32 protein-coding genes (1 of these 32 cut by a window edge) are annotated in these 24,668 nt (G+C 40.0%); all 32 read right to left on the bottom strand.

Annotation, left to right across the window (positions count from 1 at the left end; all coding sequences use genetic code 11):
• Tightly spaced (each overlapping or abutting the next), the 32 genes in view from HHK02_RS05245 to HHK02_RS05090 form a layout consistent with a single transcriptional unit that may run on beyond the window.
• Nucleotides 1-1,253 carry the 5' portion of an ATP-dependent Clp protease ATP-binding subunit gene (locus tag HHK02_RS05245; RefSeq protein WP_003672260.1) on the bottom strand. 1,240 nt of this gene lie to the left of the window's left edge, so only the first 1,253 of its 2,493 coding nucleotides appear in the window; its start codon is at nt 1,251-1,253; its stop codon lies beyond the left edge, outside the window.
• On the bottom strand, nt 1,254-1,856 hold the full coding sequence (locus tag HHK02_RS05240; RefSeq protein ID WP_003664584.1) for a TetR/AcrR family transcriptional regulator: 603 nt from the start codon (nt 1,854-1,856) through the stop codon (nt 1,254-1,256). It abuts the gene before it with no gap.
• Nucleotides 1,857-5,465, bottom strand: a complete 3,609-nt coding sequence (gene rpoB / locus HHK02_RS05235; RefSeq protein WP_003664582.1) for a DNA-directed RNA polymerase subunit beta — start codon at nt 5,463-5,465, stop codon at nt 1,857-1,859.
• Nucleotides 5,466-9,101 (bottom strand): DNA-directed RNA polymerase subunit beta', encoded by a 3,636-nt coding sequence (gene rpoC / locus HHK02_RS05230; RefSeq protein ID WP_003672258.1) that lies wholly within the window; start codon nt 9,099-9,101, stop codon nt 5,466-5,468.
• On the bottom strand, nt 9,102-10,277 hold the full coding sequence (locus HHK02_RS05225) for a DUF998 domain-containing protein (RefSeq protein WP_013923833.1): 1,176 nt from the start codon (nt 10,275-10,277) through the stop codon (nt 9,102-9,104).
• Nucleotides 10,278-10,952 carry a prepilin peptidase gene (locus HHK02_RS05220; protein ID WP_099979536.1) on the bottom strand — a complete coding sequence of 225 codons (675 nt, stop codon included), beginning with the start codon at nt 10,950-10,952 and terminating at the stop codon, nt 10,278-10,280.
• The gene (gene rpsL / locus HHK02_RS05215) at nt 10,953-11,372 is read right to left on the bottom strand and encodes a 30S ribosomal protein S12 (RefSeq protein ID WP_003664576.1); all 420 of its coding nucleotides are present in this window, start codon (nt 11,370-11,372) and stop codon (nt 10,953-10,955) included. It abuts the gene before it with no gap.
• Nucleotides 11,373-11,843, bottom strand: a complete 471-nt coding sequence (gene rpsG, locus HHK02_RS05210; RefSeq protein WP_003668788.1) for a 30S ribosomal protein S7 — start codon at nt 11,841-11,843, stop codon at nt 11,373-11,375.
• Complete coding sequence (gene fusA / locus HHK02_RS05205; protein ID WP_003672254.1) at nt 11,844-13,931, bottom strand: elongation factor G; 2,088 nt, start codon at nt 13,929-13,931, stop codon at nt 11,844-11,846.
• A complete protein-coding gene (rpsJ, locus tag HHK02_RS05200; protein WP_003664569.1) occupies nt 13,932-14,240 on the bottom strand; it encodes a 30S ribosomal protein S10 in 309 nt (102 codons plus the stop codon).
• Nucleotides 14,241-14,900 (bottom strand): 50S ribosomal protein L3, encoded by a 660-nt coding sequence (rplC, locus tag HHK02_RS05195; protein ID WP_003664567.1) that lies wholly within the window; start codon nt 14,898-14,900, stop codon nt 14,241-14,243.
• On the bottom strand, nt 14,901-15,524 hold the full coding sequence (gene rplD / locus HHK02_RS05190; protein ID WP_003664566.1) for a 50S ribosomal protein L4: 624 nt from the start codon (nt 15,522-15,524) through the stop codon (nt 14,901-14,903).
• Nucleotides 15,525-15,821 carry a 50S ribosomal protein L23 gene (gene rplW / locus HHK02_RS05185; protein WP_003664564.1) on the bottom strand — a complete coding sequence of 99 codons (297 nt, stop codon included), beginning with the start codon at nt 15,819-15,821 and terminating at the stop codon, nt 15,525-15,527. It abuts the gene before it with no gap.
• On the bottom strand, nt 15,822-16,667 hold the full coding sequence (gene rplB, locus HHK02_RS05180) for a 50S ribosomal protein L2 (protein ID WP_003664563.1): 846 nt from the start codon (nt 16,665-16,667) through the stop codon (nt 15,822-15,824). It lies immediately after the preceding gene.
• Nucleotides 16,668-16,946: a 30S ribosomal protein S19 gene (gene rpsS / locus HHK02_RS05175; protein WP_003664560.1), complete on the bottom strand. Its 279-nt coding sequence runs from the start codon at nt 16,944-16,946 to the stop codon at nt 16,668-16,670. It abuts the gene before it with no gap.
• Complete coding sequence (rplV, locus tag HHK02_RS05170) at nt 16,947-17,294, bottom strand: 50S ribosomal protein L22 (RefSeq protein ID WP_003664558.1); 348 nt, start codon at nt 17,292-17,294, stop codon at nt 16,947-16,949.
• Nucleotides 17,295-17,960, bottom strand: a complete 666-nt coding sequence (rpsC, locus tag HHK02_RS05165; RefSeq protein WP_003664556.1) for a 30S ribosomal protein S3 — start codon at nt 17,958-17,960, stop codon at nt 17,295-17,297.
• Complete coding sequence (gene rplP / locus HHK02_RS05160) at nt 17,961-18,395, bottom strand: 50S ribosomal protein L16 (RefSeq protein WP_003664555.1); 435 nt, start codon at nt 18,393-18,395, stop codon at nt 17,961-17,963.
• A complete protein-coding gene (rpmC, locus tag HHK02_RS05155; RefSeq protein ID WP_003664552.1) occupies nt 18,396-18,602 on the bottom strand; it encodes a 50S ribosomal protein L29 in 207 nt (68 codons plus the stop codon). It abuts the gene before it with no gap.
• Complete coding sequence (rpsQ, locus tag HHK02_RS05150) at nt 18,603-18,869, bottom strand: 30S ribosomal protein S17 (RefSeq protein ID WP_003664551.1); 267 nt, start codon at nt 18,867-18,869, stop codon at nt 18,603-18,605.
• Nucleotides 18,870-19,238 carry a 50S ribosomal protein L14 gene (gene rplN / locus HHK02_RS05145; protein ID WP_003664550.1) on the bottom strand — a complete coding sequence of 123 codons (369 nt, stop codon included), beginning with the start codon at nt 19,236-19,238 and terminating at the stop codon, nt 18,870-18,872. It abuts the gene before it with no gap.
• Nucleotides 19,239-19,547 carry a 50S ribosomal protein L24 gene (gene rplX / locus HHK02_RS05140; protein WP_152720417.1) on the bottom strand — a complete coding sequence of 103 codons (309 nt, stop codon included), beginning with the start codon at nt 19,545-19,547 and terminating at the stop codon, nt 19,239-19,241. It lies immediately after the preceding gene.
• Nucleotides 19,548-20,090, bottom strand: a complete 543-nt coding sequence (rplE, locus tag HHK02_RS05135; RefSeq protein ID WP_003668784.1) for a 50S ribosomal protein L5 — start codon at nt 20,088-20,090, stop codon at nt 19,548-19,550.
• On the bottom strand, nt 20,091-20,276 hold the full coding sequence (locus HHK02_RS05130) for a type Z 30S ribosomal protein S14 (protein ID WP_003664547.1): 186 nt from the start codon (nt 20,274-20,276) through the stop codon (nt 20,091-20,093).
• Nucleotides 20,277-20,675 (bottom strand): 30S ribosomal protein S8, encoded by a 399-nt coding sequence (rpsH, locus tag HHK02_RS05125; RefSeq protein ID WP_003664546.1) that lies wholly within the window; start codon nt 20,673-20,675, stop codon nt 20,277-20,279.
• Entirely contained in the window at nt 20,676-21,212 is a 537-nt protein-coding gene (rplF, locus tag HHK02_RS05120) for a 50S ribosomal protein L6 (protein WP_078009227.1), read from the bottom strand.
• Nucleotides 21,213-21,569, bottom strand: coding sequence for a 50S ribosomal protein L18 (rplR, locus tag HHK02_RS05115; protein ID WP_003664543.1), 357 nt, complete (start codon nt 21,567-21,569; stop codon nt 21,213-21,215). It lies immediately after the preceding gene.
• Nucleotides 21,570-22,079: a 30S ribosomal protein S5 gene (gene rpsE / locus HHK02_RS05110; protein ID WP_085680809.1), complete on the bottom strand. Its 510-nt coding sequence runs from the start codon at nt 22,077-22,079 to the stop codon at nt 21,570-21,572.
• The gene (gene rpmD, locus HHK02_RS05105) at nt 22,080-22,262 is read right to left on the bottom strand and encodes a 50S ribosomal protein L30 (protein WP_003664541.1); all 183 of its coding nucleotides are present in this window, start codon (nt 22,260-22,262) and stop codon (nt 22,080-22,082) included. It lies immediately after the preceding gene.
• Nucleotides 22,263-22,697, bottom strand: coding sequence for a 50S ribosomal protein L15 (gene rplO, locus HHK02_RS05100; protein WP_085680806.1), 435 nt, complete (start codon nt 22,695-22,697; stop codon nt 22,263-22,265). It abuts the gene before it with no gap.
• Nucleotides 22,698-24,014, bottom strand: coding sequence for a preprotein translocase subunit SecY (secY, locus tag HHK02_RS05095; protein WP_003672683.1), 1,317 nt, complete (start codon nt 24,012-24,014; stop codon nt 22,698-22,700).
• A complete protein-coding gene (locus tag HHK02_RS05090; protein WP_278930513.1) occupies nt 24,015-24,668 on the bottom strand; it encodes an adenylate kinase in 654 nt (217 codons plus the stop codon). It lies immediately after the preceding gene.

The raw sequence follows: 24,668 nt of genomic DNA, 5'->3' as shown, positions 1-24,668 counted from the left end.
TTATCTTCAGCATCAATTCGAACCATAGCTGCCGATTCATCAATAAGATCAATTGCTTTATCTGGCAAGAATCGATCCGAAATATAACGATCTGACAATTTAACTGCTTCTTCTAGCGCTTCATCAGTAATTTTAGCATGATGGTGCTCCTCATACTTTGGTCGTAGTCCTCGCAGGATTTGTAGGGTTTGGTCAGTAGTCGGCTCATCAACTTGAACAGTGGCAAAGCGTCGTTCAAGTGCTGCATCCGATTCTATATATTTCTGATATTCATCAAGCGTAGTAGCACCAATTGTTTGCAACTCGCCTCGCGCTAAGGCCGGTTTCAAAATATTGGAGGCATCAATTGCACCTTCAGCACCACCAGCACCAATTAAGGTATGGAGTTCATCAATAAAAAGAATCACATGCCCGTCGTTTTGAATCTCATCAATTACTTTTTTAAGACGATCTTCAAATTCTCCTCGATACTTGGTACCTGCAACTAATGATCCCATATCAAGCATCATCAAACGTTTATTAGCCAATTCAGCTGGAACCTTACCATCAACCATCCGCTGAGCAAGTCCTTCAGCAATTGCCGTCTTCCCTACTCCCGGTTCTCCAATCAAAACTGGGTTATTCTTGGTACGACGACTAAGAATCTGTTCCACACGTTTAACTTCCTTATTTCGACCAATTACAGGATCAAGCTGACCATTCCGAGCAAGTTCTGTCATATCACGAGCTAGTTTATCTAATGTTGGTGTACCAGTTTGCTGAATCCGTCGACGAGATGATTGACGATTAGGATTGCGTTGCTGACTATCAGCAATCCCTAACCGCCGTAAAATTACTTTTCTCATCTGTCGTGGCACAACATCTAGACTATATAAAATCCGTGAAGATAGAACACTTTCATCAGCGATTAAGGCTAATAATAAGTGTTCAGTGCCAATCTTCAATGCATGCATTTGTTGGGCTTCTTTACCTGCTAACGATAATACTTGCTTTGCTTTTGGTGAGTATGGGAGATAATCTGAAGCTCCCAGATTTTCCATCGTTCCATAGCCAATTAAGCGTTCAATTTCTTCACGAATATCATCGTTCGTAATAGAAAATTGTTCAAATATTTTGTTAGCAATCCCATCTTTATCCATTGAGAGGGCAAGCAGAAGGTGTTCAGTCCCTACTGCTTGGTGTTTAAAGTATTTTGCTTGTTCTTGTGCAATTGCTAGAACATGCTTTGCACTTGGCGTGAACATATTATCCATTTAATTTTTTCCGCCCCAATTTGATAAACCGTTAATAATGCAGTCTAGGATTAATTGGTCACGTTGTTCTGGTGTAATTGAATGGCCACCAATTAATTGCGAAGTGCCAAAAATTGGAGTTAGTCCTGCAATAAATAATTCAGCAGCTTCTTTAGGAAGAATATCAGGACGTAACCCTACATCTGGTTGACGGAAAAATGCTGCAATTGGTTCTAGATAATCCATTGTAAAGATCATATTAAGCTTTTGCTGTGCACTCTTCGATAATAGGCGCATTGCCTGATTGTATTGGTCATAAATACTTAATGGATGATGTTTTTTTAATGCCTTGGTGATTTGCCATAATTGTTCATTCGGTGACAAATCATGTTTACGCATTACTTTATTAATATCTTGGCGAACTTTTCCACATAAATTTGTCATTACATCCAGATATAAAACCTCTTTATCGCTGAAGTGGTGGTATAAAGCCGGTTGCGTAATTCCAATCTGTTTGGCAATATCCCGTGTTGAAGTTTCACCAAATCCCTTTTGTAAAAATAACTTTGTAGCGGTTTTTAAGATTGCTTGTCTTGTCTTTTCTAATTGTTCTGCTCGCTTCATTTAATTTTGATTAGTTTTGTCATCGGTAGTTGTTGAAGTTGCTTCAGACTTGTTTTCTTCTTCGTTCTTCTTATCGTCTGTTTTATGTTCTTCTGCATATTTAGCTAATGCATCAACATTTACAACTTCATCATCATCTTCGTCCATGTTCTTTAACTGAATTTCCTTGTTGTTACCATCAAGAACCTTCATATCAAGACCTAATGCTTGTAATTCCTTAACAAGAACACGGAATGATTCTGGAACACCTGGCTTAGGAATTGGTTGACCATTGATGATTGCATCATAAGTCCGAACACGACCAACAGTATCATCTGACTTGTAAGTAAGGATTTCTTGAAGAGTGTAAGCAGCACCATAAGCTTCAAGAGCCCAAACTTCCATTTCACCGAAACGCTGTCCACCAAATTGTGCCTTACCACCTAATGGCTGTTGAGTAACAAGTGAGTAAGGACCAGTTGAACGAGCGTGAATCTTATCATCAACCATGTGAGCTAACTTAAGGTAGTGCATTGAACCAACAGCAATCCGATTTTCAAATGGTTCACCGGTACGACCGTCATAAAGAATTGTCTTACCGTCTTCTGGGAATCCAGATTCACGAACAGCATCCCAAACATCTTTATCAGATGCACCATCGAATACTGGAGTAGCCATATGAATTCCAAGACGACGAGCAGCCATTCCTAGGTGCAATTCAAGAAGCTGACCAATGTTCATACGACTTGGCACACCCATTGGACTAAGCATAATATCAATCGGAGTTCCATCTGGCATGTATGGCATATCTTCTTCTGGTACAACGATAGAAACAGTACCCTTGTTACCATGACGTCCAGACATCTTATCCCCAACCTGGATCTTCCGCTTTTGTGCAATGTAAACACGAACCATTGTATTTACACCTGGTGATAATTCATCCCCATTTTCACGAGTAAAGACTTTAACATCTTGGATGATTCCGCCACCACCGTGAGGAACACGTAATGAAGTATCACGAACTTCACGTGACTTTTCACCAAAGATAGCGTGAAGAAGACGTTCTTCGGCAGATAATTCAGTCATTCCCTTTGGAGTAACCTTACCTACTAAAATATCTCCATCATGAACTTCGGCACCGACACGAACAATTCCGTTTTCATCAAGATCTTTCAAAGCATCGTCACCAACGTTTGGAATTTCCCGCGTCATTTCTTCAGGTCCAAGCTTGGTTTCACGTGCTTCAGATTCGTATGATTCGATGTGAATAGAAGTATAAACATCGTCTTTAACTAATCGTTCATTAATGGCGATGGCATCTTCGAAGTTATATCCTTGCCAAGTCATGAAGGCAATTAATGGGTTTTGTCCAAGAGCTAATTCACCTTGTTCCATTGATGGACCATCAGCTAACACGTCATCAGCATCAACATGTTCGCCAACCTTAACAATTGGGCGTTGGTTGTAGTTCTTACCACCGTTTGAACGACGGAACTTCATTAACTTGTAAGTATCAAGTGTTCCATCTTCCTCACGAACCCGTACTTCACGAGCATCTACATATTCAACCGTTCCTGGCTTCTTAGCAATCATCGCAACCCCAGAGTCATGGGCAGCCTTGTAGTCAATACCAGTACTTACCAATGGAGCATGAGGATTGATCAAAGGAACAGCCTGTCGTTGCATGTTAGCACCCATCAATGCACGGTTGGAGTCATCGTTTTCAAGGAATGGGATACATGCAGAGGCAACAGAAACAACTTGCTTAGGAGAAACATCCATGTAGTCAATGTTTTCAACACTGGTTTCGATGTAGTCATCTTTATCACGAGCCATTACTTGATCGTCAACAAATGAACCATCATCATTTAATGGCGTGTTAGCCTGAGCAATGATGAAGTTATCTTCTTCGTCAGCAGTTAAGTAATCAATCTTATCAGTTACCTTGTGATCCTTCCAGGAAACACGACGGTATGGAGTTTCGATGAATCCATATTTATTTACCCGTGCGTAAGATGAAAGACTGTTAATAAGACCAATGTTAGGACCTTCTGGTGTTTCAATAGGGCACATCCGGCCATAGTGAGTATAGTGAACGTCCCGCACTTCATATCCAGCCCGGTCACGAGTTAAACCACCAGGACCAAGAGCTGAAAGACGACGCTTATGAGTTAATTCACCTAATGGGTTAGTTTGGTCCATGAACTGGGAAAGTTGGGATGAACCAAAGAATTCTTTAATAGAAGCAACCACTGGACGAATATTGATTAATTGCTGTGGAGTAACAGTGTCAGGATCTTGAATTGACATCCGTTCACGAACAACTCGTTCCATCCGTGCAAGACCAATCCGGAATTGGTTTTGAAGTAATTCACCAACTGAACGAATACGACGGTTACCTAAGTGGTCGATATCGTCTGTACTACCAATACCTTCTTGTAAGTTAAAGAAGTAGTTTAAGGAAGCAAGAATATCAGCTGGTTCAATGTGCTTGTATTCTAATGGGATATGACCGTTACCAATAATAGGTACAACTCGATCAGGATCAGTCTTAGAATATACTAAAATCTTTTGTAACTTAACTGGTTCAGTTACAACCGCTTCATCTGATGGAGTGTAAGTAATAGTCTTAAAGTCATCACGGTCTAAGTAAGGTTCAAGCTTATTAAGCAATTCCTTAGTTACCGTATCACCTTTTTGTGCTAATACTTCACCAGTATCAGGATCAGCTAAAGTTTCAGCTAAAGTTTGTCCAAGTAAACGGTACTTAAGCATTAACTTCTTATTTGTCTTATAACGACCAACTGGTGCCATATCATAACGTTTTGGATCAAAGAAACGAGCTGTTAATAAGCTCCGTGCTGAATCAGCAGTCTTTGGTTCACCAGGACGAAGCCGTTCATAAATGTCCTTTAAGGCTTCTTCAACCCGAGAATCTTCAGCGTTCTTGTGAACATCTTTATCCAAGGTTAATGATAATGTCTCACTATCGCCACCGAACATGTCAATAATTTCATCGTCAGAGCCAAAGCCCAATGCACGAATCAATTCAGTCATTGGTAACTTACGGGTCCGGTCGATTCGAACATATGAAACATTTTTAGCATCAGTTTCGTATTCTAACCATGCGCCACGGTTTGGAATAAAGGTAGCACCGTAGTTTGGCCGACCATTTTTATCATTTTCTTCACTATAGTAGACACCTGGTGAACGAACTAATTGTGAAACAATAACTCGTTCGGCACCATTAATAATGAATGTACCTTGGTCAGTCATTAATGGGAAGTCACCAAAGAATACATCTTGAGACTTAATCTCACCAGTTTCATGGTTAGTTAACCGTAAAGTAACATGAAGTGGTGCTGAGTAATTAGCATCGTGTTCACGAGCTTCGTCAACAGTATACTTAGGTTCTAAAAGTTGATAGTCAACGAATTCCAAAGAAAGTTTTCCTTGAAAATCATCAATTGGCATAATATCATCAAACATTTCCCGCAAACCTTTTTCCATGAACCAATTGTAAGAATCGGTTTGGATTTCAATAAGGTTTGGCAATTCGAGAACTTCTTTAATTCGCGAGTAGCTACGACGGGTACGGTGTTTACCGTATTTAACTAAATGTCCAGCCAATTAGTTTTGCTTATCTTCTTCTTTTAACTTAGCCTCAATATCTTTAATTGAGTAAGCAGCTACACTAACTTCTTTTGGCTTGATGTTCCGGTAAGCACTCATACCAGTACCTGCAGGAATAATCTTACCAATAATAACATTTTCTTTCAATCCAACCAACGGATCGTTCTTACCACGAATAGCAGCATCGGTTAATACACGTGTAGTTTCTTGGAATGAAGCAGCGGACAAGAAACTGTTTGTCTCTAAGGCAGCCTTAGTAATGCCAAGAATAACAGGACGAGCTGTTGCAGGAATATTTCCAGCAACTAAGGTATCCTTGTTAGCGTCACGGAATTGACTGATATCCATCAATTGACCCGGTAGAAGGTCGGTATCACCTGGATCCATGACACGAACTTTCCGCATCATTTGACGAATCATAATTTCAACGTGCTTATCTAACAAGTCAATACCCTGCATCCGGTAAACACCTTGAACTTGCGATAAGAGGTAAGTTTCAGTAGAAAGAACATCACGAACTTGGATTAATTCCTTAGGATCAATCGAACCTTCATTTAGTGGTGCCCCACGGTGAATGAAATCACCTTCAGCAACTTTCATCCGTGCTGTAATTGGAAGGGTGTAAGTTCGGGTATCAGTCTCACCCTTAATCGTAATATCCTTCGTCCGTTCAGCAGGATTTTCTTCGATAGACACAACTTCACCAGTAACCTCTGTAATTGTTGCCCGACCTTTAGGATTACGTGCTTCAACAATTTCTTGGATACGTGGAAGACCTTGAGTAATATCATCGTTACCAGCAACCCCACCAGTGTGGAAGTTACGAAGGGTTAACTGAGTACCTGGTTCACCAATTGATTGAGCGGCAACAGTTCCGACAGCTTCACCAGCTTCTACACGGTCACCAGTAGCTGCATTTCGTCCATAACAACGTTCACATACACCATGTTCAGTGTTACAAGTAAATGCTGACCGAATAGTTACTTTCTTTACGCCGGCATCAACAATCTTTTGAGCCATTTCTTCGTCGATAAGGACATTCTTACCAACAATCTTTTCACCAGTCTTAGGATCAAAGACAGACTTCATAGTGTAACGGCCCATGATTCGATCATAAAGTGGTTCAATCATTTCGTTACCGTTTGTAATAGCAGTAACTTCAAGTCCGCGATCAGTACCACAGTCTTTTTCACGAACAACCACATCTTGCGCAACATCAACCAGACGACGAGTTAAGTAACCTGAGTTGGCAGTCTTCAAGGCTGTATCAGTCATACCTTTACGAGCACCGTGTGATGAAATAAACATTTCCAACACTGAAAGTCCTTCATAGAAGTTTGACTTAACAGGTAATTCCATAATCTTACCGTTTGGTGATGCCATCAATCCACGCATTCCGGCTAACTGAGTAAAGTTTGAAATGTTACCCCGCGCACCAGAGTCGGACATCATGTTAATTGGGTTATGGATATCCATGTGTTCAATTAACTTGTTTTGAACTTCATCCTTAGCATCGTTCCATGCACCGATTACTCGTTCATAACGTTCATCGTCTGTAATTAAACCACGACGGAATTGCTTAGTAATTAAAGCAACTTGCTTTTGTGCCTTATCAAGAATTTCTGGTTTTTCTGGTAAATCATGAATATCAGACATAGCAGTCGTTAGACCAGAAATAGTTGATTCGTAGTAACCTAAGTCCTTAATACGATCCAAGAATTGAGAAGTCTTCGTAACTTTGTAACGCTTGTATACTTCAGCGATCAAGTCAGATAAGAAGCCCTTCTTAAATGGTGGAACTAATGGTGCATTTTCAAGGTATTCATGAATATCTTGACCAGGTTCAAGGAAGAAACGATCATCAACACCATTTTGAATATTTGCATCTGTTGGTTCGTTAATGTAAGCAAAATCTTTTGGCATAATTCGGTTGAAAAGAAGCTTACCAACAGTTGTCACCATGATCTTGCCTCGTTGTTCATCAGTAAATGGCTTTTCAGGGAATGCAGATACTTGAACTCCAACACGGGTTTGTAATGAAACATAGTCATTGCGGTAAGCAAGTTCAGCTTCATCAGTATCTTTGAAGATCATTCCTTCACCTTCACGACCCTTATCTTCAGTAGTCATGTAGTAGTTACCAATAACCATATCCTGTGATGGTGAAACAATAGGTTCTCCGTCACGAGGACTAAGAATATGGTGAGCAGCAAGCATTAACAAACGTGCCTCCGCTTGAGCTTCATCAGATAATGGAACGTGAATAGCCATCTGATCCCCATCAAAGTCAGCGTTATATGCTGAACATACTAATGGGTGAAGACGCATTGACTTACCAGAAACCAAGATTGGTTCAAACGCTTGAATACCTAACCGGTGAAGAGTAGGTGCCCGGTTTAATAGAACTGGGTGTTCCTTAATAACGTCTTCCAATACATCAAAGACATCATCATCACTGCGATCAATCTTACGCTTAGCAGCTTTAACGTTAGCGGAAAGGCCACGTTTTACCAATTCATGCATAATAAATGGCTTAAATAATTCAAGTGCCATTGGAACTGGTAATCCCATTTGGTTCAACTTCAATGATGGACCAACATCAATAACGGAACGACCAGAGTAGTCAACACGCTTACCAAGTAAGTTTTGACGGAAACGTCCTTGCTTACCCTTAAGTAAGTGAGAAAGTGACTTCAATGGACGATTACCTGGTCCAGCTACTGGACGTCCACGGCGACCATTATCAATTAATGCATCAACAGCTTCTTGTAGCATCCGTTTTTCATTTTGAACAATAATTCCAGGTGCTTGTAATTTAAGAAGTCGCTTTAACCGGTTATTACGGTTAATAACCCGCCGATATAAATCGTTCAAATCGGAGGTAGCAAAACGTCCCCCTTCAAGTTGAACCATTGGCCGCAAGTCAGGTGGCATAACTGGAATTACATCCATAACCATCCATTCAGGCTTATTTCCTGACTTAATGAAAGCTTCAAGAATATCAAGACGACGAATAGCACGAGTCCGTTTTTGACCAGTAGCTTCTTTCAATTCTTCTTTTAATTCAGCAGCTTCCTTTTCTAAGTCAACATCGGCTAAAAGTTTTTGAATAGCAGCAGCTCCCATTTCAGCTTTGAAACGGTCACCATATTCTGCTTTTTTATCACGATATTCAGCTTCAGTTAAAAGTTGTTTCTTTTCAAGTGGAGTATCACCTGGGTCAAGAACAACATATGAAGCAAAGTAAATAACTTCTTCAAGTGAACGTGGGCTCATATCTAATACAAGTCCCATTCGACTTGGAATTCCTTTAAAGTACCAAATGTGAGATACAGGAGCAGCTAATTCAATGTGCCCCATCCGTTCACGACGAACTTTTGCACTAGTAACCTCAACACCACAACGGTCACAAACACGACCTTTGTAACGGATACGCTTGTACTTTCCACACGCACATTCGTAATCCTTGGTTGGGCCAAAGATTCGTTCGTCAAACAGACCTTGCTTTTCTGGCTTTAATGTCCGGTAGTTAATAGTCTCGGGCTTTTTAACTTCCCCATATGACCAACTACGGATCTTATCTGGAGATGCCAGACCGATCTGCATACTTTCAAATTTATTGACATCAATCAATTAATTAGTATCATCTTTTACTGGTTTGAGTTTTACTACAAATAAGTTTTGCCCAAATTGAGCGAGGTTTTCAATATTTTGTAGTAATAAGAGCAACCAAGAAAAAGCTAAGCCAAATTCAAATAATTCGAATGCAGTTAAAGAAAGATAATCAGTTAACTTAAAAACAATATATTCGATACTCATTGCGGCTCCAATCGTATAAGAAATCACCAAAAATTGTTTAGTGACTTCGGGTAGAACCCACCTAATAACTACAATCAGAATTAGCATAATATAAACAAGCCACATTGAAATTCTGTCATGTAAAACGTGAAATTCTGGATTATTGGGAAAAAGACCAATAGAAGCAATACAGATAGCTAGCATAATTAACAGCCACCGCAATACTTGAATTTTATAACCATGATACCGACGTTGAATATTTACAAACAAGTAATCAACTAAAGCAATCATTAGTAATCCAGTAAAAATCAAAGTTATATTAAATTGCAAACTGGTGGAATTTTTTGCCGTTCCTAAAAAACTAAAATTATAACGCCACCAATCTCGTTTAGAATTCGTCAGCATTGAAAAAAGCATTCCACCAATGATCATTATTGTTAATAAATTGGTGATAACTCCCGATGATAATGTTAAAGCCAAGTTAATCATAATATAATTTATTGCCGCAATAATTACAAATACAAAAGCAGTTGCTGTATAAATATCAAACCGTGCATCCTTAAACATCTGGCCAAATAACCAAAAAATTGCCGATAGTGAGAATGCAATGATTAGTCCACATGCAATCGTAATTGTTGGCAAACTCCGCCAATGAAAATCCTTGCTGGGCCCTTTTCCGAGAATTTTAGTAATAATAAAAGTTATCAAAAACGATAGGATTCCACTACATACTCCTAAGATTAATGCACCATTAGCAATGGAATAATCATCACCTGTTATCGGGACCGTGTTAATTTTTCTGGCGCTAAAAAAAGCTAAAAATATTGCAGCTAAAATAATTGAAGGAATCACATACCAGAAAATGTTAATTTTAGGTAGTTGATCACTCACATTTATTGGACGGATATTAATTTGTTTATGATTAACACTAAGAGAGAGCTCTTCGTTCGTAGAGAAGTCTGTCTTTTTAAATGCTGAGTCAGGAATTTCTATCTGATATTTTTTTGCCAATTAACAGCCTTGTATAAGAAGACACAGAATAGTAGTGAAAGCTAGTGCGGGGATAAATGGTAGTTTCTTTTTTCTTGTAAACAAAAAGATGAATAGCATGATTAAAGAACTCCATTGGATAATTATGAGTGTTTGGTACCATCCCCATATCAGACATATTACAAATAAAAATTCAATATCACCAATTCCTAGTGTCTTAGTAAAAATAGTGAACAATAGTAAACTGACTGCTAGAATACAGGCAAAAATCAAATTGTAAAAATAATTTTGTGGAATGGATAATAAGGAAATAGGAAATAGTCCCAATAGTGAATAGGAATAGATTACATGACTAAAAAAATCAGTAGAAGTTAAGAAGATTAAGCTAGTGAGAAAGAGAAGAATGATTAAGTCATGAATAGGTTCATAGCTGATGAAAGTGATAAAAGCAATCCCGGATAAGAATTCAATTACAGGCAGATATAAACTAATTTTTTGTTTACAATAAAAGCATTGACCGCGAAGGATGATAAAACTAAAAATAGGGATGAGATGCCACCATCGCAAAATAGAATGGCAATTGTCACAATATGACCGCTGAGGAATGATTAAAGAGCAATTATTGCCTAGACGATAGCAACAAGAAGTAATAAATGAAGCGACAGAAACACCAAATAAAAATAATAAAACTAACATTTACTTCTTATCCTTAGGCTTCTTAGCACCGTACTTAGAACGTGATTGCATACGGCCTTCAACACCAGCAGTATCTAGAGTACCACGGATGATGTGGTAACGAACCCCAGGTAAATCCTTAACACGACCACCACGAATTAAAACAACTGAGTGTTCTTGGAGGTTGTGTCCAATACCAGGAATATAAGCAGTAACTTCGATTAAGTTTGAAAGACGTACACGGGCGTACTTCCGTAAAGCTGAGTTAGGCTTCTTAGGAGTCATAGTACCCACACGAGTAGCAACTCCACGCTTTTGTGGTGATGGAGTCTTAATTTCTTCTTTCTTGAAAGTGTTGTAAACATAACCAAGAGCTGGTGACTTTGACTTGCCCTTGTGGCTCTTACGGCCTTTACGTACCAATTGGTTAATGGTTGGCATTTACCAGCGGTAGTGTGCGAATGCACGGTTGGCTTCTGCCATACGGTGCGTATCTTCACGCTTTTTAACTGAAGCTCCAGTATTGTTTGAAGCATCGATGATTTCACGTGCAAGACGTTCAACCATTGTATGTTCACCGCGCAAACGTGCGTATTGAACAATCCAACGAAGACCTAATGTAGTACGACGGTCTGGACGAACTTCAATCGGAACTTGGTAGTTAGAACCACCAACACGACGAGCCTTAACTTCCAAGACAGGCATAACATTTTCCATTGCTTGTTGGAATACTTCAACTGGATCATTACCAGTTTCGTTCTTAATTTCATCAAAAGCAGCGTATAAAATCTTAGTAGCAGTTCCACGCTTACCATCAATCATTAAGTGATCAATTAAGCTAGTAACCAACTTTGAGTTGTACATTGGATCTGGTAAAATTTCACGCTTTTGTACATGTCCTTTACGTGGCATTTAGTTATTGCCACCGTTTTTCTTAATAATATCTTCTTGAACAGACTTAGGAACAGCTGAGTAGTGATCGAAAGTCATAGTGAAGGTACCACGACCTTGTGTTGCTGAACGCAATGCAGTAGCGTATCCAAACATTTCAGAAAGTGGAACAAATGAGTGGATTAATTGAGCATTACCACGTTCTTCCATACCATCAATGGTACCACGACGAGCTGTTACTTGACCCATAACATCACCCATGTTGTCTTGTGGTACAACAATGTCAACCTTCATAATTGGTTCAAGGATAACAGGATCTGCTTTCTTAGCAGCATTCTTAAGTGCTAATGATGCAGCAACCTTAAAGGCGGCTTCACTAGAGTCGACTTCGTGGTAACTACCATCATAAAGTTTAGCATGCATGTCAACAAGTGGGTAACCTGCAAGAACACCATTTTGCATAGCTTCCTTTAATCCTTGTTCAACAGCAGGGATAAATTCACGAGGAACAACACCACCAACGATGGCATCTTCAAATTCGAATCCTTCCCCTTCTTTAAGTGGTGTAAATTCGATCCATACATCACCGTATTGACCTTTACCACCAGATTGACGAACAAACTTACCTTGAGCACTTGCAGTCTTAGTAAATGCTTCACGGTATGAAACTTGTGGCTTACCAACAGTAACTTCAGCGTGGAATTCCCGACGAAGACGTTCAACAATAATGTCCAAGTGAAGCTCACCCATACCAGCAATTAAAGTTTCACCAGTTTCAGGATTAGTTTCAGCCTTGAATGTTGGGTCTTCTTCAGCAAGCTTTTGAAGACCCTTGTCCATCTTATCTTGGTCCGCCTTAGACTTAGGTTCTACAGAAACTTGGATAACAGGTTCTGGGAAGTCCATTGATTCAAGTTGAAGTGGATGGTCAGGATCAGTTAATGAATCACCAGTAGTAGTGTTCTTCAAACCAATAGCAGCAGCAATATCACCAGAGAATACTTCTGGAATTTCTTGTTGTTGGTTAGAGTGCATTTGAAGCAAACGACCGATACGTTCACGCTTGTCCTTAGTAGCATTAAGAACGTATGAACCTGATTGAAGTGAACCAGTGTAAACACGTAAGAATGTCAAACGACCAACGAATGGGTCAGTAGCAATCTTAAATGCTAAGGCAGCAAATGGCTTATCATCACCAGCTGTTAATTCAATTTCATTTCCATCAGCATCATGAGCAACGAATGGCTTAACATCAAGTGGTGATGGAAGATAATCAATAACAGCATCAAGCATCATTTGAATACCTTTATCCTTGTAAGCTGAACCAGCTAATACAGGGAAAATTTGTTCTTCCAAAGTACCTTTACGAATAGCTGCTTTGATTTCATCAACAGAAATTTCTTCACCTTCAAGGTACTTTTCCATTAAGTTATCGTCAATATCAGCTAATGTTTCAACCATTTCGTCATGACGCTTTTGAGCTTCTTCCTTCATATCATCAGGAATCTCAACAGTATCCCAGTTAGTACCGAGCTTATCTTCGTCATAAACATAGGCAACCATCTTAACAAGGTCAACTAAACCGATAAAGTCATCTTCAGCACCAATTGGCATTTGAATAGGAAGAGGAGTAACATTCAAACGGTCTTTAATAGTTTGAACTGAGTAATCAAAGTTAGCCCCAATCTTATCCATCTTGTTCGCAAAAACGATCCGTGGAACGTTAAATTGGTCAGCTTGACGCCAAACAGTTTCTGTTTGTGGTTCAACACCAGCTTGAGCATCAAGAACTGTTACAGCACCATCAAGAACACGTAATGCACGTTCAACTTCGACAGTAAAGTCCACGTGTCCTGGAGTATCAATGATGTTGATCCGGTTATCTTTCCAAACAGCAGTAGTAGCTGCTGACGTGATAGTAATACCACGTTCCTTTTCTTCATCCATCCAGTCCATTTGTGAAGCACCATCATGGGTTTCACCAATTTTGTGAATCTTACCAGTGTAATATAGAATCCGCTCAGTTGCAGTCGTCTTACCGGCATCAATATGTGCCATGATACCGATGTTACGAGTCTTAGCAAGTGGGTATTCACGTTTATTAGCCATTTAAAGCTTAATTTCAATATCAACACCACTAGGAAGATCGAGCTTCATTAATGAATCAACGGTCTTAGGTGTTGGGTCAACAATATCGATTAAACGCTTGTGTGTGCGCATTTCGAACTGCTCCCGTGACTTCTTAAATTTGTGTGGTGAACGGATAACAGTATAGATAGTCCGTTCAGTTGGTAATGGAATAGGACCTGAAATTTGAGCACCTGTCCGCTTAGCGGTTTCAACAATCTTATCAGCAGATTGATCTAAAATACGGTGTTCATAAGCCTTTAACCGAATACGAATCTTTTGTTTTGCCATTTATTTATTGTGTTGTTTGCTAAGACTCTTCTTAGTATTAGCCTTAACTGAGTTCTTAATAGTTACGTAAGACTTGTTTGCACCAGGAACATTACCCTTGATGAGTAATACGTTGTTGTCAAGATCAACCTTAACAACTTGTAAGTGTTGCATGGTAACAGTCTTGCCACCCATACGACCAGGGAGCTTCATACCTTTGAAAACCCGGTTGATAATGGCACCCAATGAACCAGGACGACGGTGGTAACGAGAACCGTGTGCCATAGGTCCACGAGATTGGTTATCCTTATGGATGTTACCTTGGTAACCATGACCCTTGGTAGTACCCGTAACGTCGACAGTTTCACCTTCTGCGAAAACGTCAGCCTTAACTTCGTCTCCGACTTTAATGTCCCCTAATTCAGCGTCGCGGATTTCACCGATGAAGCGCTTAGGGGTCGTGTTTGCTTTTGCTGCATGACCTTGTTCAGGCTTGTTGCTCAAAACTTCCCGCTTGTCATCAAAACCAAGTTGTACAGCACTGTAACCATCGTTTTCAACGGTCTTAATTTGCATTACAACGTTTGGTGTAACATCGATAACAGTAACTGGAACTAATTCACCATTGTCAGTGAATACTTGAGTCATTCCAACCTTTTTACCTAAGATTCCTTTGGTCATTTATGCGAGCACCTCCTCTACTTGAGAAAGAGCTGACTTAGTGATAACAATCTTTTGGTTATCAACAACGTTCAAGATGTTAACACCTGCTGGAGTAACAACTGTAGCATTAGCTAAGTTACGTGCTGATAAAGCAGCATTCTTGTCGTCATCAGTAACAACAACTAATGTCTTTTCAGCAACGTTTAAGTTACCCATAACATCAGCGAATTCCTTTGTCTTTGGTGCATCAAAGTTTAATGCATCAACTACTACAAAGCTGTTATCAAGAACCTTTTGGGAAAGGGCAGACTTGATTGCAAGTTGACGAACCTTACGAGGAAGGCTGTACTTATATGAACGTGGAGTAGGTCCAAAAACAATACCACCACCACGGAATTGTGGAGAACGGATAGAACCTTGACGAGCACGACCAGTACCCTTTTGACGCCATGGCTTCTTACCACCACCGCTAACTGCAGAACGATTCTTTACAGCATGTGTACCTTGACGTAATGAAGCACGTTGACGCAAAATTGCATCAAATACAACATTTTCATTTGGTTCAACACCAAATACTGCATCGTTTAATTCAACAGTACCGTTTTGGCTACCATCTTGTTTATATAAATTAACGCTAGTCATTTAGTTTTCGTTGTTGTCGTTAAACAACTTAATTTCATTTGAGTCGGCAGATAAAGTAACAATAGCCTTACGACGACGCTTAGTGTATCCTTCGTAACGACCTTGGCGCTTTAACTTACCTTTTACATTCATAATGTTAACTTTTACAACTTTAACGCCAAAAATTTCTTCAACAGCATTTTTAACTTGTGTCTTAGTTGCTCGTAAATCAACATCAAAAGTGTAACGCTTGTTGTCCATACCAGCCATTGAAGCTTCAGTAACTACTGGACGTAAAATAATGTCGCGTGCTTCCATTTAACGAGTATGTGGACCGCGCTTCCGACCACGAACAATGAACTTGTTTGAACGAGCTTTGTGTGAACGGGTCTTCTTACCAACGGTCTTCTTACCCCATGGAGAAAGAGGAGATGGTAAACCAACTGGTTGCTTACCTTCACCACCACCATGTGGGTGATCGTTAGGGTTCATAACAGAACCACGAACGTGTGGACGTTGACCAGCATAACGAGTACGACCAGCCTTACCTTTAATAATTAAGGCGTGTTCATCATTACCAACAGTACCGATAGTAGCACGGCAAGTAGCAAGGACCATACGAACTTCACCAGAAGAAAGACGTACTAATACGTATTTTTCTTCCTTACCAAGTAATTGAGCTGAGGCACCAGCTGAACGAGCAAGTTGACCACCTTTACCTGGTTTTAATTCAATATTGTGAATAACAGTACCAACTGGAATGTTCTTTAAAGGAAGAGCATTACCAACCTTGATATCAGCATCAGGACCAGATTGAACGGTCATGCCAACCTTCAAGCCCTTAGGTGCAATGATGTATGATTTAGTACCATCAGCGTAAACAAGTAAAGCAATATTTGCAGTACGATTTGGATCGTATTCAATTGCCTTAACAGTTGCTGGAACATCATCTTTAATTCGCTTAAAGTCAATAATACGGTATTGACGCTTTGTACCACCACCACGGTGACGAACAGTAATATGACCATAGCTGTTACGACCAGCAGTGTGCTTTAACGGAGCCAATAATGACTTTTCAGGTGTTGTCTTCGTGATTTCAGCGAAGTCGTAACCGTTCATATTACGGCGACCGTTAGTGGTTGCTTTATATTTACGAATTCCCACTTACTTACCTGTCTTCTTGTCATCAGAAGCATGACCATGGAAAGTTCGAGTAGGAACAAATTCACCTAACTTGTGACCAACCATGTCTTCTTGTACGTAAACTGGCACGTGCTTCCGACCATCATATACTGCAAATGTGTAACCAATAAAACTTGGGAAAATGGTAGAACGACGTGACCATGTCTTGATGACAGTCTTCTTTTCAGAACCTTCTTGCTCCTTAACCTTCTTCAGTAATGAAGCATCAGCGAAAGGTCCTTTTTTCAAACTACGACCCATCTATCGTTCTGTAACAACCACTGTAATATGACTAGTCCGCTTGTTAATTGGAGAAGCAGAACCCTTTGCACGAGGACGGAACCGTTTAAGAGTTGGTCCTTCGTTAGCAAAGGCTTCACTTACAACCAATGAAGCACGATCTAAGTCGAAATTGTTTTCAGCGTTTGCAACAGCAGATTTTAATACTTTTTCAACATCTGAAGCGGCACCACGAGGGGTGAACTTCAAAATAGCAAATGCTTCGGCAACACTCTTGCCACGAATGGCATCTAATACAAGACGAACCTTACGAGCAGAAACCCGTACCATCTTGGCAGTAGCCTTAGCTGACGTAATATTTTCAGCCATTTACTTCCCTCCTTGTTCATCATTGTTTGAGTTCTTCTTAGTAGGAAGTACTTCACCACGGTAAATCCAAGTCTTTACACCAAGAACACCGTATGTAGTGTTAGCTTCGTCCCAAGAATAATCGATATCAGCACGGAGTGTATGTAATGGAACAGTACCATCTGAGTATGATTCGATCCGTGACATATCTGCACCGTTCAAACGACCAGCAACTTGAGTCTTAATACCCTTAGCTCCAGCACGCATAGCACGTTGCATAGCTCCACGCATAGCACGACGGAAAGCAATACGAGCTTCTAATTGCCGTGCAATACTCTCACCAACAAGGTGAGCATCTAAATCTGGCTTCTTAATTTCCACAATGTTAATGTGAACACGTTTACCAGTTAATTTGTTAAGTTCTTTACGAAGTGCTTCAACTTCTGAACCACCTTTACCAATAACCATTCCTGGCTTGGCAGTATGAATTGATACGTTTACGCGGTTAGCTGCACGTTCAATTTCAACGGTTGATACAGAGGCATCAGCAAGTCGCTTTTCAATATACTTACGGATTCGAAGGTCTTCGTTAAGGTAATCAGCAAAGTCCTTGTCAGCGTACCACTTTGCAGTCCAATCACGAATGACCCCAACACGAAAACCATTAGGATTGATCTTTTGACCCACTTACTTTTCATTAGATTGTCCACCTACTTCCTCACGTTGTACGATCTTAGTGCGAACTGGCAACTTGTGACCGGCAAGACGTAAAGCTTCACGAGCGACTTCTTCAGAAACGCCCCCTACTTCAAACATTACCTTGCCACGTTTTACTGGAGCAACCCATCCTTCAGGAGCACCTTTACCGTTACCCATCCGGACCCCAACACCTTTACTAGTGTATGAGAGTTGTGGGAAGATTTTAATCCAAACTTTCCCACCACGCTTCATGTAACGCGTCATAGCGATACGAGCAGCTTCAATTTGACGGTTGCTAATCCAATGTGAATCAAGAGCTTGTAAACCAAATTCACCAAAAGTAACAGTTTTTCCACCCTTAGCTTCACCGCGCATATGACCACGTTGAACCTTACGGTGCTTTACACGTTTTGGTACTAACATTTATTTGTTTAATTCTTGTTGACGAAGAACTGTCTTAACCCGTGCAATATCTTTGCGTACTTGCTTAAGACTTGCAGTATTTTCCAACTGGCCGGTTGCTAATTGGAAACGTAAGTTAAACAATTGTTCCTTCAGTTCCTTTTCACGGTCAAGTAGCTTATCAGTGGTTAATCCATTCAGTTCTTGTACATAATCTTTACTTTTCATTTAAAGGGTAGCAGCTTTTTCGACAATCTTTACAAGACGGAAACGCTTCTTAGCTGATAATGGCCGAGTTTCCATAATTTGTACAGTGTCGCCGGTCTTAGCTTCGTTGTTTTCATCGTGAGCATAGTACTTCTTTGAGTACTTAACACGCTTACCATAGATAGGTGCACTCTTGTAAGTATCAATTACAACAGTGATAGTCTTATCCATTTTATCAGAAACAACGTGGCCTTGGTAAACCTTACGTGCATTACGTTCTTCACTCATTTAGAGAACTTCTGGAGCTAATGAAACGATCTTCATGAAGTCGTCTCCACGAAGCTCACGAGCGATTGGGCCAAAAATACGGGTACCCTTAGGGCTCTTGTCGTTGTTAATTAAAACAGCGGCATTTTCATCAAACTTAATGTATGAACCATCCTTACGGTGAATACCATGTTTAGTCCGTACAACAACGGCCTTAACAACGTCACCCTTTTTGACAACGCCACCTGGTGTTGCCTGCTTTACAGTAGCAACAATGATGTCACCAATATTACCTGTTTTAACTCGGGAACCACCTAAAATCTTAATAACTAAGATTTCACGAGCACCGGAGTTATCAGCGACCTTCAACCGACTTTCTTGTTGAATCACTTAGTCAAGTGTCTTACCTGACTTCTTCGCAACACGAACCTTCTTACCATCAACGAACTTGTAACCTACACGAGTTGGTTCATTTGTTGAAGGATCAATCAGCATTACGTTTGAAGCATTAATTGCAGCTTCTGTATCAATAACGCCACCATTAGGATTTGAGTTGCTTGGTTTTTGGTGTTTCTTAACGATATTTACACCTTCAACGATAACGCGGTTTTGAGAAGCAAGTACCCTTTTAATAGTACCTTCTTTGCCCTTATCCTTACCAGCGATTACGCGAACTTTATCACCTGTTTTAATGAACATTTATTTAGCAAACGGCATACCGAGTTGAGCAAGTAATTCACGGGATTCTTCGTCAGTTTGTGCAGTTGTTACAATAACAACATCTAAACCACGAACTCGGTTAACTTTATCATAATCAATTTCTGGGAAAATTAATTGTTCATGGATACCAAGAGTGTAGTTACCACGACCATCAAACGCCTTGTTACTTACACCATGGAAATCACGAACCCGTGGCAATGCCACATTAACTAATTTATCTAAGAAATCATACATACGTTCACCACGTAAGGTTACCTTAGCACCAATTGACATACCTTCACGAAGACGGAAACCAGCGATTGATTTCTTTGCCTTAGTAATTAAAGGTTTTTGACCAGAAATCAAGCCGAGTTCTTCAACAGCTTCGTCAAGATTCTTGGAGTTAGTAGTTGCATCACCAACACCCATGTTTAAAACGATTTTGTCAATCTTTGGTGCTTGCATAACTGAAGAGTAGTTAAACTTTTCAATCAATGCTGGACGAATTTCATTTTCGTATTTAGCTTTCAAACGGTTTTCCATTTACCAGCTAGCCTTCTTCAAACCAGGAATTTGTCCTTTGTGGGCAAGTTCTCGTAAGCAAATCCGGCATAGGTGGAATTTACGGTAAACAGAGTGCGGACGTCCACAACGTGCACAACGCGTGTATTCACGACTTGAGAACTTAGCTGGACGGTTGCACTTAGCAATCATTGATTTTTTAGCCAATTACCAAACGTAAGCGATAACTTCGCCACCAATTTTCTTGGCACGAGCAACTTTATCAGTAACAACACCTTCAGATGTTGAAATGATAGCAATACCTAATCCATTAAGAACCTTAGGCACAGCATCTGACTTAACGTATGTACGTAAACCAGGCTTAGAAATGCGCTTTAAGCCAGAAATAACACGTTGACCGTCATTACCGTACTTTAAGAACACACGGATGATGCCTTGCTTGTTATCATCAACGTATTCAACATCGCGAATGAAACCTTCGTTTTTTAAGATTTCAGCGATGTCCTTCTTCATCTTTGATGCAGGTGCTTCTACTGATTCGTGTTGAGCCATGTTAGCATTACGAATACGAGTTAAGAAATCTGCAATTGGATCACTCATAGACATTTACTTACCAGTCTTACCTTCCTTACGGATAATGTGTTCGTTTTCGTAACGAATACCCTTACCTTTGTATGGTTCAGGTGAACGTACAGCACGAACTTCAGCAGCAAAATTACCAAGGTGTTCCTTGTTAATTGAGCTTAATTCGATAGTAGTATTGTCAGGTACGTTAATTTCAACATCTTCTGGCTTATCCATTTCAACTGGGTTTGAGTAACCAACAGTTAAAATCAACTTGTTACCTTTGAGTTGAGCACGGTAACCAACACCAACAAGCTTAAGAACCTTCTTGTAACCATTAACAACACCTTCAACCATGTTGTTAACATTAGCACGAGTAGTTCCGTGTAACATCTTTAACTTATTAGTATCAGCATCACGATCAAACTTTACAACGTTACCATCAATAGTCATTTTGATTAATGGTGAAATTTCACGAGATAAAGTACCTTTAGGACCTTTAACAGTAACTACATTACCATCTTGAGAAATTTCAACACCACTTGGCAAATCAATTTCTTTGTAACCAATACGACTCATTTAGAATTTAAGTCCGTTTTCACGAGCAGCTTCAGCCAAGGCTTGAACACGTCCATGGTAAAGGTATCCACCACGATCAAACACAACTTCAGTAATGTTCTTTTCGTTAGCGCGTTTAGCAATTAATGCTCCTACACCACTAGCTTGTTCAGTCTTAGTCTTTCCACTTACTTCACTATCATTTGTGGAGGCACTTGCGAGCGTCACACCCTTTACGTCATCAATTAATTGAGCGTAAATGTTTTTGTTTGAACGGTAAACACTTAAGCGTGGGCGCTCCGCAGTACCAGAAATCTTACCGCGAACGCGTAAATGACGACGTTGACGGATCTTGTTCTTGTCTGGTTTAGAAATCACTTATTCTGCTAAGTGGTCTACTGAAACACCACGTAACTTTGCAACTTCTTCAGCGTTCTTTAATTGCTTCAAACCTTCAAATGTTGCACGAACAACATTAACAGGTGTGTTAGAGCCAAGACGTTTAGAAGTAACGTCCGCAACACCGGCAAGGTCCATAACATTACGAACCGCACCACCGGCAGCAACTCCAGAACCTTCAACAGCTGGCTTTAACATGATCTTTCCACCGCCGTATACACCAATAACTTCGTGTGGAATAGTAGTTCCAACGATAGGAACAGTAATCAAGTTCTTTTCAGCAGCTGCTTGAGCTTTACGAATAGCTTCTGGAACTTCTTGAGCCTTACCAGTACCAAAACCAACATGACCTTTACGGTCACCAACAATTACTAAAGCAGCGAAACGCATACGACGCCCACCTTTTACAACCTTAGTAATCCGGTTGATGGCTACAACTTGATCGTCTAAATCCAACTTTGTTGGATCAATGAATTCTGATGATGCCATTTACTTAACTTCTTCAACAGAAACCAAGTGAGCGATCTTAAAAATTTGACCGCGTGTTGCCGCATTATCTGGTAAGATAACTGAGCTATTGATCTTACCTAATCCCAATGCCTTAACAGTACGACGTTGAGTAGGTTGTCGGTGGGCAACACTGTGAATTAAGGTAACTTTTACTTGAGCCATCTACATCACCTCAGTTTTACCACCAGCAGCTTCAATTGCAGAAACTGCAGAAGCAGAAAACTTATTAGCCTTAACAGTTAATTTCTTTTCAAGCTTACCGTTACCAAGAATCTTGATGCCGCTCTTCAAGTTCTTAACTAAGCCACTTTCCATCAATAATTGTGGAGTAACTTCTGTACCATCATCAAACTTGTTTAATGATGCCAAGTTAACAATTGCGTATTCTTTCCGGTTAATGTTGGTAAATCCGCGCTTTGGAATTTGCCGGTAAAGTGGCATTTGACCCCCTTCAAATCCTAAACGGGTCTTTCCATGAGCCTTTTGCCCTTTAGTACCACGTCCAGATGTAAAACCGTGTCCTGATGAAAGTCCACGACCCTTACGAAGACGCTTAGAACGAGAACCAGCAGCTGGCTTCAATTCGTTTAACTTCATTTAGTCATTTCCTCCTTTAGGTTCTCGAATAAATCCAATATATTCGCGCTTCATTGTTAGTCCGTTTAACTGCCGAACAACATCTAAAGCAATTTGTACGATAATCAGTAAGCTTGTACCACCTAAACCAATTGACTGACTTAGGTTCCATACGTTACTTGCAATTAACGGAATTAAGGAGATCAATCCTAAGAATAATGAACCTACTGTACTCAATCGCATTAACAATGAAGAAATATAGTCTTGTGTACCCTTTCCAGGACGCACTCCAGAAATATAACTTCCTTGCTTTTGCAAATTCTCAGCAAGTTTTTCTGGGTTAACCTGAACAAAGGCATAGAAAAAGGTAAATACAACAATCAAAAATACATACAGTGCGATCCCAGGACCAGATTGCATGTTAAAAATGGTCGTCATGATTTGATACCAACTATCCCCACCATGGTTTTGCTGGAAAGCCATAAGAATAGTTTGCGGGGTTGAGATAAAAGAACCAGCAAAAATAACAGGAATAACACCTGATACGTTAATCTTCAAGGGAAGATAACTACTGGATGGTGAAGTAGTGGTTCGTCTTGTGTATTGAATTGGTAGACGTCTTTCTGCCTGTTGTACCCATGTCACAAACGCTACAATAATTAAAATTGCAACAATAACAAGAGTAACAAATCCAATTCCCATCCACAAAGCAGAACCAGATTCACCAGCAATTTGGTCATCCCATAACTGACGAATTCCACCTGGCATTTGCGCAACAATACCAGCAAAAATTAACATGGAAACACCATTACCCAAGCCACGTTCAGTAATCATGTCTCCCATCCAAGTAGCAAACATTGTACCTGCAGTTAAAATTAAACCGATTGTTAAATACGTTTGAACACCAGGATGATTAACCAAACGAATAGTACTCAATGCATTAAACCCGGCGGTAATACCGATTGATTGGATAAATCCAAGTACAATCGTTAACCATCGGGTTGCTTGATTAAGTTTTCGCCGTCCTACTTCTCCTTGTTTACTCCATTCAACAAAACGCGGAACAATATCCATTTGTAATAGTTGAACAACAATTTGCGCAGTAATATATGGAGAAACTCCCATTGCAAATAAAGAGTAATTCTCCAATCCACCACCACTAAAGGTATTGAGGATTGATGCTAAACCGGTTGAGGAGATTTCCTGCAAAGCAGCAGCGTTAACTCCAGGAACGGTAATCGCTGCCCCAATCCGATAGACAATCAATACAAACAATGTAAAGAAAATCTTTTTACGGATATCTTTTACCTTGAATGTATTTTTGACGGCTGTGAACAACTAGTTTAGGTTTGTTAATACTTTCTTGATATCTTCGTAAACTTTATCGATATCTTGTTCACCATTAATTTCGTGCAAAACACCTTTCTTTTGGTAATAGTCTACCAGTGGTGTGTTCAACTTAATATTAACATCTAGACGATTCTTAACCGTTTCAGGCTTATCATCATCACGCTGATAAAATTCATGATGACCACAAACGTCACATGTGCCTTCAACTTTAGGAGCATTGTAAAGCTTATGATACGTTGTTCCACAGTTACGGCAAATAAAACGTCCACTTAAACGTTCTACCAATACATCCGGTTCGACGTGAATATTGATCACAGCATCAAGATGCCGATTACTCTCTGCTAACATCTTATCCAAAGCTGCTGCTTGGTTAAGATTACGAGGAAATCCATCCAGCATAAAGCCATCTTTAGTATCATCTTGAGCTAACCGTTCCTTAACGATACCGTTAGTAACTTCGTCCGGAACAAGTTCACCTTTATCAATATATTTCTTAGCTTCAATTCCCATGGGAGTTTCATTTTTTATGGCTGCCCGAAAAATATCTCCAGTTGAGATATGAGGAATTGGAAAATCTTCAACGATCTTTTGAGCTTGAGTACCTTTACCGGCACCTGGAAGACCCATTAATACAAGATTCAT

Source organism: Limosilactobacillus reuteri (assembly GCF_013694365.1).
Classification (GTDB): domain Bacteria; phylum Bacillota; class Bacilli; order Lactobacillales; family Lactobacillaceae; genus Limosilactobacillus; species Limosilactobacillus reuteri_E.
The sequence above is the reverse complement of the archived record's forward strand: the minus strand, read 5'-3'. Positions and strand labels throughout refer to the sequence as shown.